This is a genomic window from Phenylobacterium sp., from assembly GCF_004799515.1.
In the GTDB taxonomy this organism is placed as follows: domain Bacteria; phylum Pseudomonadota; class Alphaproteobacteria; order Caulobacterales; family Caulobacteraceae; genus Phenylobacterium.
The window spans coordinates 22,049-38,186 of sequence record NZ_SSMX01000019.1; the positions used below are offsets into that span (position 1 = coordinate 22,049).

Annotated in this window: 18 protein-coding genes and 1 tRNA gene; 9 read left to right on the plus strand and 10 right to left on the minus strand. The window is 70.1% G+C overall.

Annotated features, from left to right (window positions below):
- Nucleotide 1: 1 nt before the first annotated feature.
- Nucleotides 2-75, plus strand: a tRNA-Gln gene (locus tag E8A49_RS07410).
- Here E8A49_RS07410 and E8A49_RS07415 read toward each other — a convergent pair.
- From E8A49_RS07415 to E8A49_RS07440, 6 genes are all read right to left on the minus strand, one after another.
- Nucleotides 48-413, minus strand: a complete 366-nt coding sequence (locus tag E8A49_RS07415; protein WP_293378374.1) for a heavy metal-binding domain-containing protein — start codon at nucleotides 411-413, stop codon at nucleotides 48-50. The genes E8A49_RS07410 and E8A49_RS07415 overlap by 28 nt on opposite strands.
- 118 nt (nucleotides 414-531) lie before the next feature.
- Nucleotides 532-1,437, minus strand: a complete 906-nt coding sequence (locus E8A49_RS07420; RefSeq protein WP_293378376.1) for a TraB/GumN family protein — start codon at nucleotides 1,435-1,437, stop codon at nucleotides 532-534.
- Between the two features lie 17 nt (nucleotides 1,438-1,454).
- Nucleotides 1,455-3,311 (minus strand): M56 family metallopeptidase, encoded by a 1,857-nt coding sequence (locus E8A49_RS07425; protein WP_293378379.1) that lies wholly within the window; start codon nucleotides 3,309-3,311, stop codon nucleotides 1,455-1,457.
- On the minus strand, nucleotides 3,308-3,727 hold the full coding sequence (locus E8A49_RS07430) for a BlaI/MecI/CopY family transcriptional regulator (protein ID WP_293378382.1): 420 nt from the start codon (nucleotides 3,725-3,727) through the stop codon (nucleotides 3,308-3,310). Before E8A49_RS07430 ends, E8A49_RS07425 begins: the two co-directional genes overlap by 4 nt.
- 92 nt (nucleotides 3,728-3,819) lie before the next feature.
- Entirely contained in the window at nucleotides 3,820-4,365 is a 546-nt protein-coding gene (locus tag E8A49_RS07435; protein ID WP_293378385.1) for a GNAT family N-acetyltransferase, read from the minus strand.
- The gene (locus E8A49_RS07440; RefSeq protein ID WP_293378388.1) at nucleotides 4,362-6,470 is read right to left on the minus strand and encodes a S9 family peptidase; all 2,109 of its coding nucleotides are present in this window, start codon (nucleotides 6,468-6,470) and stop codon (nucleotides 4,362-4,364) included. The genes E8A49_RS07435 and E8A49_RS07440 overlap by 4 nt, the downstream gene beginning before the upstream one ends.
- Nucleotides 6,471-6,627: 157 nt before the next feature.
- On the opposite strand from E8A49_RS07440, the gene E8A49_RS07445 reads away from it, so the two are divergent.
- Nucleotides 6,628-7,464 (plus strand): trypsin-like peptidase domain-containing protein, encoded by an 837-nt coding sequence (locus E8A49_RS07445; RefSeq protein WP_293378391.1) that lies wholly within the window; start codon nucleotides 6,628-6,630, stop codon nucleotides 7,462-7,464.
- A 116-nt stretch (nucleotides 7,465-7,580) separates the two neighbouring features.
- Here E8A49_RS07445 and E8A49_RS07450 read toward each other — a convergent pair whose 3' ends face one another.
- Nucleotides 7,581-8,030, minus strand: a complete 450-nt coding sequence (locus E8A49_RS07450) for a MaoC family dehydratase (RefSeq protein WP_293378394.1) — start codon at nucleotides 8,028-8,030, stop codon at nucleotides 7,581-7,583.
- A gap of 81 nt (nucleotides 8,031-8,111) precedes the next feature.
- On the opposite strand from E8A49_RS07450, the gene E8A49_RS07455 reads away from it, so the two are divergent.
- Nucleotides 8,112-8,417 (plus strand): hypothetical protein, encoded by a 306-nt coding sequence (locus tag E8A49_RS07455; RefSeq protein WP_293378397.1) that lies wholly within the window; start codon nucleotides 8,112-8,114, stop codon nucleotides 8,415-8,417.
- Nucleotides 8,418-8,436: 19 nt separating this feature from the next.
- On the opposite strand, the gene E8A49_RS07460 is transcribed toward E8A49_RS07455, so the two are convergent.
- Together E8A49_RS07460 and E8A49_RS07465 are read right to left on the minus strand one after the other, a co-directional pair.
- Complete coding sequence (locus E8A49_RS07460) at nucleotides 8,437-8,712, minus strand: hypothetical protein (RefSeq protein ID WP_293378400.1); 276 nt, start codon at nucleotides 8,710-8,712, stop codon at nucleotides 8,437-8,439.
- 91 nt (nucleotides 8,713-8,803) lie between these two features.
- Nucleotides 8,804-10,345 (minus strand): acyl-CoA synthetase, encoded by a 1,542-nt coding sequence (locus E8A49_RS07465; protein WP_293378402.1) that lies wholly within the window; start codon nucleotides 10,343-10,345, stop codon nucleotides 8,804-8,806.
- Nucleotides 10,346-10,477: 132 nt separating this feature from the next.
- On the opposite strand from E8A49_RS07465, the gene E8A49_RS07470 reads away from it, so the two are divergent.
- From E8A49_RS07470 to E8A49_RS07495, 6 genes are all read left to right on the plus strand, one after another.
- Nucleotides 10,478-11,362: a crotonase/enoyl-CoA hydratase family protein gene (locus E8A49_RS07470; RefSeq protein ID WP_293378405.1), complete on the plus strand. Its 885-nt coding sequence runs from the start codon at nucleotides 10,478-10,480 to the stop codon at nucleotides 11,360-11,362.
- Nucleotides 11,363-11,602: 240 nt separating this feature from the next.
- Nucleotides 11,603-12,022 carry a MucR family transcriptional regulator gene (locus tag E8A49_RS07475; protein ID WP_293378407.1) on the plus strand — a complete coding sequence of 140 codons (420 nt, stop codon included), beginning with the start codon at nucleotides 11,603-11,605 and terminating at the stop codon, nucleotides 12,020-12,022.
- Between the two features lie 116 nt (nucleotides 12,023-12,138).
- Nucleotides 12,139-12,957, plus strand: a complete 819-nt coding sequence (locus tag E8A49_RS07480) for an FkbM family methyltransferase (protein ID WP_293378410.1) — start codon at nucleotides 12,139-12,141, stop codon at nucleotides 12,955-12,957.
- Nucleotides 12,958-13,076: 119 nt separating this feature from the next.
- Entirely contained in the window at nucleotides 13,077-13,577 is a 501-nt protein-coding gene (locus tag E8A49_RS07485; protein ID WP_293378422.1) for a PAS domain-containing protein, read from the plus strand.
- Nucleotides 13,578-13,597: 20 nt separating this feature from the next.
- Entirely contained in the window at nucleotides 13,598-14,383 is a 786-nt protein-coding gene (locus tag E8A49_RS07490) for a hypothetical protein (protein WP_293378413.1), read from the plus strand.
- Nucleotides 14,384-14,385: 2 nt separating this feature from the next.
- Nucleotides 14,386-15,495, plus strand: a complete 1,110-nt coding sequence (locus tag E8A49_RS07495) for an AI-2E family transporter (protein WP_293378416.1) — start codon at nucleotides 14,386-14,388, stop codon at nucleotides 15,493-15,495.
- A gap of 9 nt (nucleotides 15,496-15,504) precedes the next feature.
- On the opposite strand, the gene E8A49_RS07500 is transcribed toward E8A49_RS07495, so the two are convergent.
- Nucleotides 15,505-15,939, minus strand: a complete 435-nt coding sequence (locus E8A49_RS07500; RefSeq protein ID WP_293378419.1) for a VOC family protein — start codon at nucleotides 15,937-15,939, stop codon at nucleotides 15,505-15,507.
- Nucleotides 15,940-16,138: the final 199 nt, after the last annotated feature.

Sequence of the window (16,138 nt, forward strand, 5' to 3'; positions counted from 1 at the left end):
CTGGGGAATGGTGTAATGGTAACACTGCGGTTTTTGGTACCGTCATTCTAGGTTCGAGTCCTAGTTCCCCAGCCAGTCCTTCCCGAAGCTGACATCGGCGCCCGGTCCGAGGCCGCCATGAAGCCGCCGCCGGCGCTGGCGCTGGCGGCGTCGGCCTTGGGCGCGCCAGGCGCGGGCTTCGGCTGGGCGGACGGCGCGGGGATCAGGTCCATGCCGCAGTCGGGGGCAGAGCAGACGCCGGGCGCGTCGAACAGCTTGCCGTCGTTGGAACAGCCGCAGGGCGGGCAGGTCCATTTGCCGGACGGCGAGGTCGGCGGGGCGTCGGCGGCGAAGGCGATCCGCGCGCCGGCGCAGGCGCAGGCGGCGCCGAAGAGGGCGCCTTGCAGGACGTGACGGCGGGAGGCGTGGGTCATGGCGGGCTCCGGTTCCCACGCGGACGCGCGTGGCGGCGCATCATCCGTCGGTCCGCGGAGCGCCGACAGGACGTTTCCCCCTGCAAAAACGGACTTTGAGGCCCCTTGGACCGGCCCCCTAGACCGGCTCGGGCAGGAAGCCGTGGTCGCGCAGCTTGTCGAGCAGGTTGTCGGGACCCAGCGTGCGCTCGACGTCGACGGCGAAGACATAGACCCCGCCGCGCGAGACCAGGCCGTCGATGCGGTGCGCCCAGTCCAGCCCGCCTTCGATGTGCTCCAGCTGGTAGAGCTGCGGATAGCGCGTGCGCATCCGCTCCAGCGCCGCGGACGAGGCGTGGCCCGTGGTCCAGGCGTAGCGGTCGGAGTCCCCCGCCCGGGCGTCGTCGAAGTCGTCGAGCAGGAAGGCCAGCCGCTCGCGCTGCACGTCTGGCGCCATGCCGGCCAGGCGGCGCGTCAGGTCGTCGCCCGAGGCGATGGCGGCGTGGACCGGCTTGCGGTTCGCGCGCGCCAGGCCGGCCAGCACCGCGCTGGGCGTCTCGTCGAGGCCCGCGCCGGCCTCGGCCCGCTTGGCCCAATAGGCCCGCTCCAGGAGGGTGGCGGCCATCCAGGCGCGGGCGGTCCGCAGGTCGGCGCGGGCCACGCCCAGGCGCTCCGCGGCGGCCAGGACGCGGGCCGAGAGCTCCGGGCCCAGGGCCTCGAACAGGTCGTGGTCGTCCTCGTAGCCCAGGGACTTCTCGAGCTGCAGGCTGGTGCGCTGCTGCAGGTTCGTGGGGCGCACGGTAGGATCGGGCTGCGCCGTCTCCAGCCAGAGCTCCAGGGTGTGGTCGAGGGCCGAGCTGATCCTGGGCGTCAGCCAGGTGGCGTCCTTCACGTCGCCGACGCCGAGGATGTAACCCTGCGCCCGGTTGCGCTCGATCCGCCAGAGCGCCGGCCCGCCACGCGGGACCGGCGGCGGGCGCTGGGCGGCGAGGCCCGCGAACGCGGCGGCGATCAGGAACAGACTCTCGCGGCGGCGCATCGGCATGGGGCCGCCGTTGTCGGCTACGGCGTCGGCGTTGTCGAGGGGCCGCCGCTCTCCTCTTGCCGCCGTTCCCGCATCTCCTCGTTCCGCTCGCGCCGCATCTCGTCGCGGGCAGCCTGCCCTTCGGCGCGGGCCTGGGCCATCTCCGCCCGGAACTCGGCCGAGTCGATGTATTTGCGCACCTCCTCGCCGGCGGTCTTGGCCGCGGCGATCTGGGCCTTGAACGCCGGCGAATTGACCATGGCCTGAGCCGCCTGGGCCTGGGCGGTCGCCCGCGCGATCTGGGCCTTGAACTCGGGCGAGTCGACGAGCTTCTGCGCCTGGGCCGCCTCGGACGCCGCCTTGGCGATCCGGGCCTTGAACTCCGGCGAATTGACCATGGCCTCGGCGGCGCGGCCGTCGGCCTGCGCCTTGGCGATCCTCGCCTTGAACTCGGGCGAGCTTATCATCGCCTGGGCCTTGGCTGCCTCGGCCTTGGCCTTCTCGATCCTGGCCTTGAACTCGGGCGAGTTGACCAGCTTCTGGGCCGCGTCGGCCCTGGCCTCGGCGTCGTGGGCGACGGCTTCCCAGTGGGTCTTCTGTTCGGCGGTGGGCTCGGCGTCGCTGTCGTCGACGACGGTCATGGTCTTGCCGCTGGCGGCCGTCCAGCTGTGCTGGTGGCCGGTGTCGCCGACCTCGGGGGTCACACCCTGGTCGTTGAAGATGATCCCGCCGCGATGCGGCCGCAGGCCCGGCTTGGCGGCGTCATGCTGCGCCTGGTCGGCGGCGAGGGTGGCGGGCGTCGCGGGCTGGGACGGGACGGTGGGCGAGGCGGCGGCCGGCGGGACGGCTTGCGCCGGCGCAGGCTGGGCGAAGACGGGAGTCACGTGCAGCAGGGCCGCGGAACCCAAGAGGCTCGCGCCAACCGCGGCCAGGCCACAGGCGCGGGCGGCGCGGACGAAGGGGCCCTCGGCGTCCTTGGGCGTCATCAGATGCATCAGTCGGTCCTCCAGGTCGCTTCGGCCGAACAGGCCGACCGCGAGCGCAGCTTGGGTTGAGCCCCCGCAAGCCGTTTGGGTTTGGCCGCCGGCGCCCAGGGTCTGGGCCAGCGACAGCAGGCATTGGGCGTAGGTCTTCTGCGAGGCCATGGCCGAGGCGGCGATGGCGTCGCAGGCGAGTTCGCGGCTGCGGCGCACCCCGGCCTTGAGGCCGAGCAGGGCCGGATGCCAGGAGAGCGGCAGGGTCAGGACCTCGCAGGCCAGGTTCACCGCATAGTCGCGGCGCAGCACATGGGCCATCTCGTGCAGCAGGGCCGCGCGCAGGGCGTCCACGCCGACATCCAGGTCGCTGGGCAACAGGATCACGGGCCTGAGGGCGCCGACCACCGCGGGGCTGGCCACGGCGGCGGAGGCCAGGACCGGCGGGACGGCGCGGCCGTGGGCGCGGGCCAGGTCCTCCACCGCCTGCCGCGCTTCGGCGGGCAGGGACGCCGGCGTGGCCTCGCGGACCAGCCGACGCGCGGCGAGGCTGGCGGCGGCGAGGCGTGCGATCAGGACGACCGCTGTGGCGGCGCAGAGGCCGGCCATCAGCCACACCGCCCAGGGCGCGAGGCTGAACGCGGGCTGGGCGGCGGCGGCCGGCGGCGACGCGGCGGCCAGCGGCGCCTCGACGACAGCGTTGGGCGCGACCCGGGCCACCGTCGGCGTGGCGCGCGGCAGGACGCCTTCCAGCGACACCGCGGGCAGGAGGACCGCGGCGATCAGGAAGGCCAGCCACACCCGGTGACGGCCCTTGGGCGACAGGCCCGCGAAGCGCGCGACGAGGGCGGCGGCCAGGGCGGCGACCGGCGCCTGCCAGGCCGCGTTGATCAGATAGGCGGCGAGCGCGTGCTGGATCATGCCTTCGGCTCCTCTTCGTCCCGCCCACCGCCCTCAGGGTCGTTCAGCAGGCGCGAGGCCCGTTCGATCTGCTCGGCGGTCACCTGCTGGGTGTTGACCAGCGCCATCAAGAGCGCCTCGGGCGAGCCGCCGAACATCCGCGCGACCAGGTCGCTGAGCGCGGCCTTGGTGGCGCCGTCGCGGCTGACCGCGGCCTGGTAGGAGAAGGCGCGGCCCTCCTGGGCGCGGCGCACCTTCTTCTTGCGCAGCAGCACGTTCAGCATGGTCTGGACGGTGGTGTAGGCGAGGTCGCCGCCCAGCTTTTCCTGCACCGCGCTGACGGTGGCGGGACCTGCGTCCCACAGCACCTGCATGATCTCCAGCTCCAGCGGCGTCAGGACGCCGTTCGTCCGGCTGCTGCGGGGGGATGTGGCCACGCGGGATCTCCTAAATCGTTCGGAGTTGATCTCCCGGCGCGGCGCGCTCGTCAACTAAACTTTTAGTAGGAAATGGGCTTCAGTGGCCGGCCCTAGTGGCCGGTGAGCGTGACGCCGCCGCCGTCGGGCAGGCGTCCGTCGCCGCCGTTCAGCGGCTTCTGCATGTGGACGATGTCGACCCAGCGGCCGTGCTTGAAACCGACGCTGCGGCCGATCCCGGTCTGCTCGAAGCCCAGCGCGCGGTGCAGGCCGATGGAGCCGGCATTGCCGCTGTCGCCGATCACCGCCATCAGCTGGCGCACGCCCAGGGCCTCGCAGGCGGCGATCACCGCCGACAGCACCGCGCGGCCGACGCCCTGGCCCTTGGCGGCGGGTGAGACATAGACGCTGTCCTCCAGGGTGTAGCGGTAGGCCGCTCGCGGCCGGAACGGTCCGGCATAGGCGAAGCCCAGCACCTGGCCGTCAACCTCGGCAACCAGGTAGGGCAGGCCCTGCTCCTGGATGGTCCGGCGGCGCGCGTCCATGTCGGCGGGCCCAGGCGGCGCCTCCTCGAACGTGCCGAAGCCGTGCAGCACCGCATCGCCGTAGATGTCGGCCAGGGCCTGAGCGTCGGCCTCTGTCGCGGGACGGATGATCATGCCTGCTCCCAGCCTTTCTCCAGCGCCCAGACAGCGAAGGCGTAATCGAGGGCGATCTCCTTCAGGAAGTCGAATCGGCCCGACGCGCCGCCGTGGCCGGCCTCCATGTTGATCTTCAGCAGCATGGGCGCATCGCCCGCCTGGAACTCGCGCAGCTTGGCGATCCACTTGGCGGGCTCCCAGTAGGTGACGCGCGGGTCGGAGAGGCCGCCGGTGGCCAGCACCGGCGGATAGGCCTGGGCCGAGACACAGTCATAGGGGCTGTAGCCAGCGATCAGGTCGTAGGCGGCGGGGTCCTCCAGCGGGTTGCCCCACTCGGGCCACTCCGGCGGGGTGAGCGGCAGGGTGGTGTCGCTCATGGTGTTCAGCACGTCGACGAACGGCACGGCCCCGATGATCGCGCCCCAGAGGTCGGGGCGCAGGTTGGCGATGGCGCCCATCAGCATGCCGCCGGCCGAGCCGCCGTAGGCCGCGATCCGGCCCCGGGTCCCATAGCCCGCATCCGCCAAGTGCTCGGCGCAGGCGATGAAGTCGGTGAAGGTGTTGGGCTTCTTCTCCTTGCGCCCGTCCAGGAACCAGCCCCAGCCCTTGTCCGAGCCGCCGCGGATGTGGGCCGTGGCCCAGATCCAGCCGCGGTCCACCAGGCTGAGGTTGCGGATCGAGAAACTGGGCTCCATGGCGATGCCGTAGGCGCCGTAGCCGTAGAGCAGCAGGGGCGCCGAGCCGTCGAGGGGCGTGTCCTTCAGCATCAGGACGGTGATCGGGACCTGCGCGCCGTCCGGCGCCGTGGCGTAGAGCCGGCGCGCCACATAGCGCGCGGGGTCGTGGCCCGAGGGGATCTCCTGGGTCTTGCGCAGGGTCCGCGCGCGGGTGGCGACGTCGTAGTCGTAGGTCTGCCGGGGCGTGGTCGGCGACTGGTAGACGAAGCGGGTGAGCGTGGTCGCGTACTCATAGCCGCCGTCGAGATCGAGGGCGTAGGCCTGCTCGTCGAAGGCGATCTCGTGCTCGGCGCCGTCCCGGGCGGTGACCACCAGCCGGTCCAGCGCATTGACCCGCTCAGCGCGCACCAGATGGCCGGCGAGCGCCTGGAAGCCGGTTATGTAGCGGCCGGGCTGGTGGGCGATCCATTCCCGCCAGTTGGCCTTGGCGGGCGCCTCGGCCGTGCTGACCATCAGCTTGAAGTCCACCGCCCCGTCGGCGTTGGTGTTGATCACCCAGCGGTCGGTCCAGTGGTCTAGGGTGTACTTCACCCCCACCTGCCGCGGCTCGGCGACCACGGGGGCGGCGGTGGGATTGGCGGCGGGGATCAGCCAGGACTCGGTGGTCTCCTGGTTGCCGACGCCGATGACGATATGGCTGTCGTCGGAGGTGACGCCGAGGCCCAGGAACATGCCGTCGTCGGCTTCCTCGTACACCAGCACGTCGCCGCCCCCGCGCGCCGGGCGGCGGAAGACCTTGGCCGGGCGGGCGTTCTCGTCGCGCCAGACCCAGAACAGCCACTGGCTGTCCGGCGAGAAGGCCAGCGAGCCGTAGGCGCTCTCGATCGACGTCCCGAGCGCCTCCCCGCTCGCCAAGTCGGTGACGCGGATAGTGTAGTACTCCGAGCCTTGCTCGTCCGCGGCCCAGGCGTAGAGGGCGTGGTCGGGGCTGTGGTGCGCCGCGCCCACCTGGAAGAAGGCCTTGCCCAAAGCCTGCGCCTCCTCGTCCAGCAGCACCTGCTCGCCGTCGGCCTGGCCCTTCGGCCGGCGCGCGTGGATCGGGTGCTGGGCGCCCAGGTCGTAGCGGACGTAGTAGTCCCAGGGGCCGTCCGGCTTGGGGACCGACGAGTCGTCCTCCTTGATGCGGCCCTTCATCTCACCGAACATCTCGGCCTGCAGGGCTTCGGTGGGCGCGAGCAGGGCCTTGGCGTAGGCGTTCTCCGCCTCCAGGTGCTCGCGGACGTCGGCGCGCAGGGTCTTGGGGTCGCGCAGCACCCGCTGCCAGTTCTCGTCCTTCATCCAGGCGTAGTCGTCGACGCGGACGCGGCCCAGCTGTTCGATCCGATGGGGCCTTTTGGGGGCGACGGGAGGCGTTTTTGTGTGGGAAGGTGATTGGCGAACGGTCATGGTCGCTAGATGCCGCCCGACCGGGCGCCTGTCCATTGCAGTCAAGGCGCGACGCCTTGGCGCCTTGCATAAAAAGCCGCTTCAGATTCACTCTGCGGTCATCGGTATCGCGTCTACTTAGAACGCGAACGGCATCTAGAGATACGGGGATCCGCGCATGGTCATGGACCTGTCCGCCCAGATGATGCAGGCCACCGTCCAGCTTGAGCAGCCCCTGGGCGACGGCACCCGCACGGTCGGCACCGGCTTCCTGATCACCGAGACCACCGCGGACGGCAAGCCGCACACCATCCTGGTCACCGCCAACCACGTGTTCGACAAGATGCCGAACCAGAATGCGCGCATCGGCTATCGCTTCGCCAATCCGGACGGCAGCTGGAACTACTCGCCGCAGACCCTGAAGATCCGTGACGCCCAGGGCCATGCGCTCTGGACGCATCATCCGTCGCGCGACGTGGCGGCCATCGCCATCACCGCCCCGCCGGCCTTCGCCAAGGCGGCGATCCCGGAGGACTACCTCGCGGCCGACGACACCTTCTCGAAATATGCGGTGGGCGCCGGCGACCAGATGATGACGCTCGGCTTCCCGCGCGGCCTGGCGGCCAACCCGGCCGGCTTCCCGATCCTGCGCGCCGGACGCGTGGCGTCCTATCCCATCGCGCCGGCCAAGATCTTCCCGACCTTCCTGCTCGACTTCTCGGTCTTCCCCGGCAACTCCGGCGGCCCGGTGTTCATGAGCGGCCCTTCGCGCCACGCGGTGGACGACAAGGGCCAGGGCGGCCAGGACGTGGAGTTCATCGCGGGCCTGCTCACCCAGCAGGTCGAGCTGAACAGCGAGCGGCTGGACATCGGCATCGTCACCAACGCCCGCTTCATCCGCGAGACCATCGCGCTGATCAAGGACCCGGGCGCCCCGGTGACCGAGGTGGCCAGCGAGGCCACCATCTCCGGCGCCAAGGCCGCCTCCGCCGAAGAAGCCGCTCAGCCGGAATGAATTCCTCCCCTGTCGGGGAGGTGGCGCGAAGCGCCGGAGGGGGGCACCCCTGGCTCGTGGAGGACCCCCTCAGCCAGCCTTGCTGACAGCTCCCCCAGCGGGGGAGCAATTTCGCATCATCCCCCGTAGACGATGGAAATCGTCTCGGCGATGCAGGCGGGCTTGTCCTCGCCTTCGATCTCGATGGTGCATTCGTTCTTCAGCTGCATGCCGCCGGACTTGGGCTCGGCGCCGATCAGCTTCTGGCGCATGCGCACGCGCTTGCCGACGCGCACCATGTTGGTGAAACGAACCTTGTCGGAGCCGTAGTTGATGCCGCGGGTGACGCCCTTCACGGGCAGCATGCCCTCGCCCAGGAACGGGATGAGCGACAGCGTCAGGTAGCCGTGGGCGATCGGGCCGCCGATCTCGCGGGTGGCGCGCTCCACGTCGACGTGGATCCACTGGTGGTCGCCGGTGGCGTCGGCGAACTTGTTGACCCGGTCCTGGTCGATCAGGACCCAGTCCGAAACGCCCACCTCCGTGCCCACCAGGCCGGGCAGGTCCTTGATCTCTACCGGGTTCATCGATCGCTTCCTCTTGCTTGGTTTAGCTGGAATGGGGTCTAGCATCCCGCAGCGCTTGGGCAAGCCGCATGGGAGCCGCCGATGGCCGACTTCATCTACCTGATGCACGAGGCCGAACCCGCCGACCCCGCGGCTTGGGAGGCCTATGTCGGGGAGCTGAACGCCAAGGGCGTGTTGCGCGGCGGCTCGGCCATCGGGCGCGGCGTGAGTGTGAAGAAGGAGGGCCACGCGCCGCCGATCAGCCACGACATCGTGGGCTACCTGCGGATCGAAGTCGACGACATGGCCGCCGCCCAGGCGCTCTTGGCCGGCAATCCGGTCTACGAGGCCGGCGGCGTCATCGAGGTGCGCGAGCTGCCCCGCGCCATCGGGCCGGCCCAGGACTGACCGGCCGTTTGCCGGCTGTTCAGCGAATGGTTTCCTTCTCCTTGGGCGCCGAAACCCGGCGCGTCCTGGCCTGCGCCTTGGGCTTCGGCAACAGTCGGAAACGCGTCTGGCACCACGCGAAGTCAACGCCCACGTCGAGCAAAGCGTCGGACCGTCCGCACGGGCAGGCAAATTCCATGACCGCGATGACGCGGTAGGTTTCCCCGGCCTGGAGGGGCACCGGCCGTCCCGTGACATGGTTGGGGGCCGCGTTGACGCAGAGAACCAGATCGCCAGGGCCGACAGCGTCGCTCATAGCTTCCATCCACTCGCCTTGCGGGAACTTTAGGGGCCGACCCGCAAGGCGCAAAGACCGCTTTCCACCCTGGGCGAAACGTTCGCACGCCCTAGACGATGCGCGAGCCTTCCTTGCCCCAATAGGCGTCGCGGATCAGGCGCTTGTAGAGCTTGCCGGTCGGATGGCGCGGCAGCTCGGCCATGAAGTCGATGACGCGGGGGCTCTTCACATGGCTCAGGTGCTGGCGGGCGTAGGCCATCAGTTCGGCCCGCAGGGGCTCGCCCGCGTCGGCCCAGTCGAGGGGCTGGATGACGGCCACGACCTTCTCGCCCATCTCCTCGTCCGGGGCGCCGACCACCGCGGCGTCGGCGACCTTCGGGTGGCCGATCAGCACGTTCTCGAGCTCCTGTGGATAGATGTTCACACCGCCGGAGATGATCATGAAGCTCTTGCGGTCGGTGAGGTAGAGGAAGCCCTCCTCGTCCAGCCAGCCCACGTCGCCCAGCGTTGTCCAGCCGTGCTTGTTGCGGCTCTCGGCGGTCTTGGCCGGGTCGCCGTGGTACTCGAACTGGCCGCCGCCCTCGAAGAACACCAGGCCCTCCGTACGCGGCGGCAGGGCCTCGCCCTCGTCGTCGCAGATCTTCACCTGGGCCATCAGGCCGCGGCCTACCGAGCCCTTGTGGGCCAGCCAGTCCTGCGAATTGATGATGCAGAAGCCGTTGCCCTCGGTGCCGGCGTAGTATTCGTGCACGATCGGGCCCCACCAGGCGATCATCTGCTCCTTGACCGGAACCGGGCAGGGCGCGGCGGCGTGGAACACCGCCTTCAGCGACGACAGGTCGTAGCGGGTGCGCGCCGCCTCCGGCAGCTTCAGCATGCGGACGAAGTGGGTCGGCACCCACTGGGCGGAAGTCACCTTGTACTGTTCGATGAAACGCAGGGCGTCCTCGGGGTCGAAGCGCTCCATCAGGATCACCGTGCCGCCCAGGCTCTGCACCGCCATCGACCAGCCCAGCGGGGCGGCGTGATAGAGCGGGGCCGGCGACAGATAGACCGTGTCCGGCGTCCAGCCGTAGAGCGCCTGGCCGAGCTGGGCCAGGGGGTTGGGCGCGTCGATGGCCGAGCTCGCCTCGCCCATGCGCTTGACGCCCTTGGGCCGGCCGGTGGTGCCGGAGGAATAGAGCATGGCGCGCCCGGCGCTCTCGTCGGCGATGGGCGTCGCCGGCATGGGCGCGCGGGCCGCCTCGAAGCTGGCGTAGGCCTCGGTCTCGCCGCCGACCATGAACAGCGCCACGCCGGGGATCAGCGGGGCCGCCTGCAGGGCGACCTCCGACAGGGCGGCCGAGGCGATGAACGCCTTCGCCTCGCAGTCCCCTACGATGTACTCGACCTCGCCGGCGGTGAGTTTCGAGGACAGGCAGGTGAAGCGCAGGCCAGACCGCTGCGCCGCCCACAGGATCTCGTAGTAACGCGGGTGGTTGTCGATGAAGAGGGCGATGGAGTCGCCCGCCTGCAGGCCCAGGGACCGGAAGAGGTGCGCCCCCTGGTTGGAGCGGGCGTCGAGTTCGCCGTAGGTCACCGTCTCCCCGGAATAGGCCATGATGTAGGCGGCCTTGTCGGCATGGGTCTTGGCGTGGTGCGCCGGATGCATGGTCTCGCTCCCGAAGGCGCTCGCCGCCCGGGACGGCCGCGCCAACTTATCTTTGTTCAGGCGCTATTGCGGGCCTAGACCTAGGGTCCGTCAAGCGGGGCCGCCGTCCTCGCGGAACACCAGGAGGATCTCATGGCCGCGCCCGAGTTCGAGACCATCACCTACGCCGTGGAGGATGGCGTCGCGACTGTGACGCTGAACCGGCCGGAGAAGCTGAACGCCTTCAACACGCGGATGATGAACGACCTGATCGCGGTGTTCGACGAGACGGACCGGGACGACGCGGTGCGGGCGGTGATCGTCACCGGCGCGGGACGGGCGTTCTGCGCGGGGGCCGACCTGTCCGGCGGCGCCCAGACCTTCGACTACGAGGCCCGCGGCGGCGAAGCCATGGCGGCGCGCACCCGCGACGGGGCGCAGCGCGACGGCGGCGGCCTTTTGACCCTGCGCATCTTCGAGAGCCTGAAGCCGGTGATCGCGGCGGTGAACGGGGCGGCGGTGGGCGTCGGCGCGACCATGCAGCTCGCCATGGACATCCGGCTGGCGTCGACCGAGGCGCGCTACGGCTTCGTCTTCGCCCGGCGCGGGCTGAACCCGGAGGCCGCGTCGTCCTGGTTCCTGCCGCACCTGGTGGGCGTCCAGACGGCGCTGGAGTGGTGCTACACCGGCCGCATCTTCCCCGCCGCCGAGGCGCAGGAGCGCGGCCTGGTGCGTTCGCTGCACGCCCCGGAAGACCTGCTGCCCGCCGCCCGGGCCCTGGCCCGGGAGATCGTCGACAACGCCGCCCCGGTCTCGGTGGCGCTCACCCGCCAGCTGATCTGGCGCATGGCCGGCGCGGCCCATCCCATGGACGCCCACCGCGCCGACAGCCGCGGCATCCAGGCCCGCGGCGGGTCCGGCGATGCGCGCGAAGGCGTAACTTCGTTCCTGGAAAAACGCGCGGCGGCCTTCCCGGACAAGGTTTCGAGCGATCTGCCCAACATCTGGCCGCACTGGCAGGCGCCGGAATTCTCCTGAGCCGGGCCAGGGGCCGAAGCGCGGCGTCACGTCCTCAGGTAGAGGGTCCGCGAGCTTACTGAGCGGAACGGTCTCTTCTAATCCCGGCGAATCCCTCAATCTGCGATTTCATGATCTGCGAATGAAAACACCTCTATTTCAGTGCTTGTCTGTCGGAAAAAGAGCCTATAATGAGGCCGCTACTTGTTCGCGAGTCACTTCAGCGCCCGGGGACGGCGCGGTTCTTCAGGAAAACTAGAAATGGATGAGAAGTCGGAAGTCATAGAAATGACGGCGGACATTGTGTCGGCCTATGTGGGTAACAATGCCGTCACGGCCGCCGATCTGCCGTCGCTGATCCAGAGTGTCCACCGGGCGCTGACCGGCATCTCGACGGGAACCGAGACCGCCGAAGTCGCGCCGAAGGAGCCGGCGGTGCCGATCCGCCGCTCGATCACGCCGGACTTCCTGGTCTGCCTGGAGGACGGCCGCAAGTTCAAGTCGCTGAAGCGGCACCTGCGCACCAAGTACAACATGAGCCCCGAGGAATACCGCGCCAAGTGGGGCCTGCCGAAGGACTATCCGATGGTCGCGCCGAACTACGCCAAGGCGCGCTCGGACCTGGCCAAGCAGATGGGCCTGGGCCAAGGCGGCCGTCAGGCGCCGCGCAAGAAGCGCTAAGGCCCGCTCGCGCCGGCTCTGGGGAGAGGCCGGACGGCAGGATCACGCGAACGCCCGCCGGCTCCGGCGGGCGTTTTCGTTTGAGATGGGCGGTGAACTCGGTCCAAGAGGGGCCGATGACGGCCCCCGACACGAAGACCCTGCAGACCCGCCACGGCCCGATGCTTGCCCTGGCCGGCGACCGCTACGTCACCGCCTCGCTGGAGGCCTATGGCGAGTTCAGCCACGTAGAATGGATGCTGCTGGGCCAGCTGGTGAAGCCGGGCATGGTGGTGGTGGAGGCCGGCGCCAACATCGGGGCCCACTCGGTCGCGCTCGCCCGCGCCTGCGCGCCGGGCCCGCTCTATCTGTTCGAGCCGCAGCAGCGCGTGTTCCAGATCCTCTGCGCCAACCTCGTGCTCAACGGGATCACCAACGCCGTCGCCTTTCCGGAAGCCTGCGGCGAGGCCGAGGGCCTGGTGCGCCTGCCGTCCGTCGACTACGCCGCCGGCGGGAATTTCGGCGGCGTCTCGGTGGCGGCGGACGTCGAGGGGCCGGCGGCGCCGGGAACGCGGGTGCGCGTGCGGGCCCTGGACAGCCTGGACCTGCCCGCCTGCCACCTTATCAAGGTCGACGTGGAGGGCTTCGAGGCCCAGGTGATCCGCGGCGCGGCCCAGACCATCGCGAGGTTCCGCCCCGTTCTCTATCTTGAGAACGATCGGCCGACGGGCCAGCAGGAGCTGATCTCCCTGGTCGCCGGCCTGGGCTACGACCTCTACTGGCACACCCCGCCGCTGTTCCATCCCGAGAACTTCCGCGGCAACGCCGTGAACCTGTTCCCGGGTGTGGGGTCGGTGAACATGCTGTGCCTGCCGAGCGAGAACGGGCACACGGTGCAGGGACCCCAGCGCATCGACCCGCAGAACTGGACCTCGCCGGTCACCCGCACCGGCTGAATTCCGCCGCACTCGCGCCGAAATCGCGCCTTGTTAACCCTTTTCCGCTTGCCGCCGATTCGCTTGATCGGCGATAGTTGATTCGTTGTGAATCCAACTGCTTGTTAGGGCATCTGCACATGGCGGCGCAGGTCGGGGCCCCGGGCGCGGCAGTACGCGCGCACGAGGAGCTCTTCGCCTACTGGACGTCTTTGCGCGAGGGCGCCCGGCTGCCTGGCCGGCGTCATCTCGACCCCGCCGGCATCAAGCGCCTCTTGCCCACCGTCAGCCTGATCGACGTGCGCCACGACGCCCGCGACGGCGGGCCGCCGGAATTCCGCGTGCGGCTGGCCGGCACCGGCCTCTACGGCGTCTACGGCCGCGAGATCACCGGCAAGCGGCTGCCTGAGATCTACAACAGCTCGGCCGCCGACTACTGGCGCGTCGAACTCGGCAAGGTGGTCAGCGACAGGCGCCCGGCGGTGGGCGTCCACAGCCTGGCCTGGCGCGGCGCCTCGCACCTGTCGATCCTGTGGCTGCGCCTGCCGCTGGCCTCGGACGGCGAGCGGGTGGACATGATCCTGGGTTTCGACGCCGTGGTCGGCATGACCCAGATGACCAGCGGCATCCGCGCGGCCTGAGCGCCTTCGGAGAGGACCCCATGCGCACGGCGATCCTCGCGGCGATGCTGACGGCCGGCGCGGGCGCCGCCCAGGCGGCCAGCCCGTTCGACGGCCATTGGGTCGACGATCTGAAGAGCCAGATCGCCGCCGACCACGCCGACGTCTACCTGGTGAAGGACGGCGCCTACCGCTGCGACAGCTGCGAGCCGCCCCGGGCCTATCCCGCCGACGGCCATCCGCGTCCGGTGCCCGGCGACGCCTCGGTCATCTCGGAGTCGGTGAGGGTCGCCGGGCCGCGGGCCATCGTCACCCGCATCGTCGAGACCGACATGGTCCGCGAGACGACCATGACCGTCGCCCCCGACGACAAGACCGCCACCTACGTCGCCCTGGACCGATGGCCGGGCGTGAAGGCGCCGCTGAGGACCGAATACCTGGCGCGCCGGGTGGCGCCCACACCGCCCGGGAGCCATCCGGTGTCCGGGTCCTGGCTGGGGGTCCGCTACGTCGAGGTCCCCGAGGCCTACAGGTCGATCGATCTGAAGGACACGGAAGCCGCCTTCAGCCGCAGCAATTTCCGCTATGGCCGCTACACCGCCGCCTATGGCGGGCCGCCCGCGCCGCTGCTGGGCGTGAAGCAGACCGGCCTGACCATCACCGTGACCAAGCCCGATGCCCGCACCCGCGTCGAGACGGTGCTGTCGCACGGCAAGCCGGTCAACGAACGCACCTACAGGATCTCGGCGGACGGCCTGTCGCTCGAAACCGCGGTGCGGGACCCTGGGAGCGGCGAGGTGTTCCGCATCACCTCGCATCGGAAATAGGAATGGCGCGCCAGACCGGCCTGCGGGGCCGCGGCCGCGGGAGCGTCGAAGAAGGCGGCCAGGGGATCGACCAGATGCGCGTGCTGAAGCTGACCAATATCGTCATCGCGGTCATCCTGGCGGGCGGCGCGCTCTGGGCGTTGCGCCGGATCCTCGAGCCCTTCGTGCTGGCGGTCTTCCTCTTGATCATGGTCGACGGCCTGGCGCGCGGGATCGCCCGGCGCGCGCCGCGTCTGCCGGCCTGGAGCAGCGTTCCCATCGCGCTCGCGGTGATTGTCGGCAGCCTGGGGCTGACCATCTGGCTGACCTCGCAGAACATCGCCGACTTCGCCACGCGGACGCCGGTCTACGAGGCGCGGTTGAACGCGCTGCTGCTGCTGGGCGCCCAGCAGCTCGGCGTCTCGGCGACGCCCACGGTGACCAGCCTGCTGCATCAGCTGAACCCCGCCCGCTTCGCCGGCGACGCCGCCAAGGCGCTCGGCAGCTTCGGCGAGGGCGCGGTCTTCGCGCTGATTTACCTGGGCTTCCTGGTGGCCTCCCGCGCCAGCTTCGGCGTCAAGGCGGCGAAGTTCTTCCGCACCGACGGCGAGCGCGAGGAGGCGGGCCGGGTGTTCGAGCGCATCCGGGTGGGCGTCGAGCGCTATGTCTGGGTGCAGACCCTGGTGGGCGTGGTGATCGCCGCGCTTTCGGCGGTGCTGATGACGGCGCTGGGCCTGTCGCACGTGCCGTTCTGGTGCGTGATCATCTTCATGACCAACTACATCCCGGCCATCGGCGCGGCCGTGGGCGTCCTGTTCCCGGCCACCTTCGGCGTGGTGGAGTTCGGCGAACTCTGGCAGGCCATAGTCCTGATCGCGGGCCTGGAGGCCATCCACTTCGCGGTCAGCCATGTGCTGCAGCCGCGTCTGCAGGGTCGCAGCCTCAACCTCGATCCGATCGTGGTCTTGCTGGCCCTGGCGTTGTGGGGCGCGCTGTGGGGCGTGGTGGGGGCGCTGCTCTCGACCCCGCTGACGGTGGTCGCCCTGGCCATCTTCGCCGAGTTCGAGGCGACCCGGCCGCTGGCGGTCCTCTTGTCCAGCGACGGCGAGCCCTACGCGCGGCCGGACGCCTAAGCCCGACGCTCAGCCGAGTTCCTGGGCGAGTCCGATGAGCAGCCCTTCGGGCCCGCGGATGTAGCAGAGCCGGTGGGCGTCCTTGTACTGGACGACTTCGACGACGAGTTGGGCGCCGCGCTTGCGGAGCCTCTTAAGCGTCTCGTCGATGTCGTCCACGGCGAACATGACGCGGAGATAGCCCAGGGCGTTCACTGGGGCGTTGCGGTGATCCGAAACGGCGGGCGGCCTGAGGAAGCGGGAGAGCTCGACCCGGCCGTGGCCGTCCGGCGTGCGCATCACGGCGATCTCGACGTGCTGGTCGCCCAGCCCCGTGACACGTCCGGCCCATTCGCGGTCGATGGCGGCTCGCCCTTCGAGCTCGGGGCCGGGTTCGGACAAGAATTCGATCGTCCCTTCGAGGTCCTCGACGATCCCGACGTTGTCCATCCGTTTGAGCGCCATGGGTCCAATCCACAAGGCGCTCTCCAGTGTTCAACCGGCCCTTTGTGCGACAGCTCGCCCGCGTCGCCTGGCCGCGATCGGACTATGAGCCCACGGCCTAGGTGTCGAAGCTACGAAGGTTGTTCACCCGGGATCGGGTTGAGAGAGTGGGGTTGCGAAGCTCCAACCTCTAACCGGGAGACCCCGGATGAACGTCCAT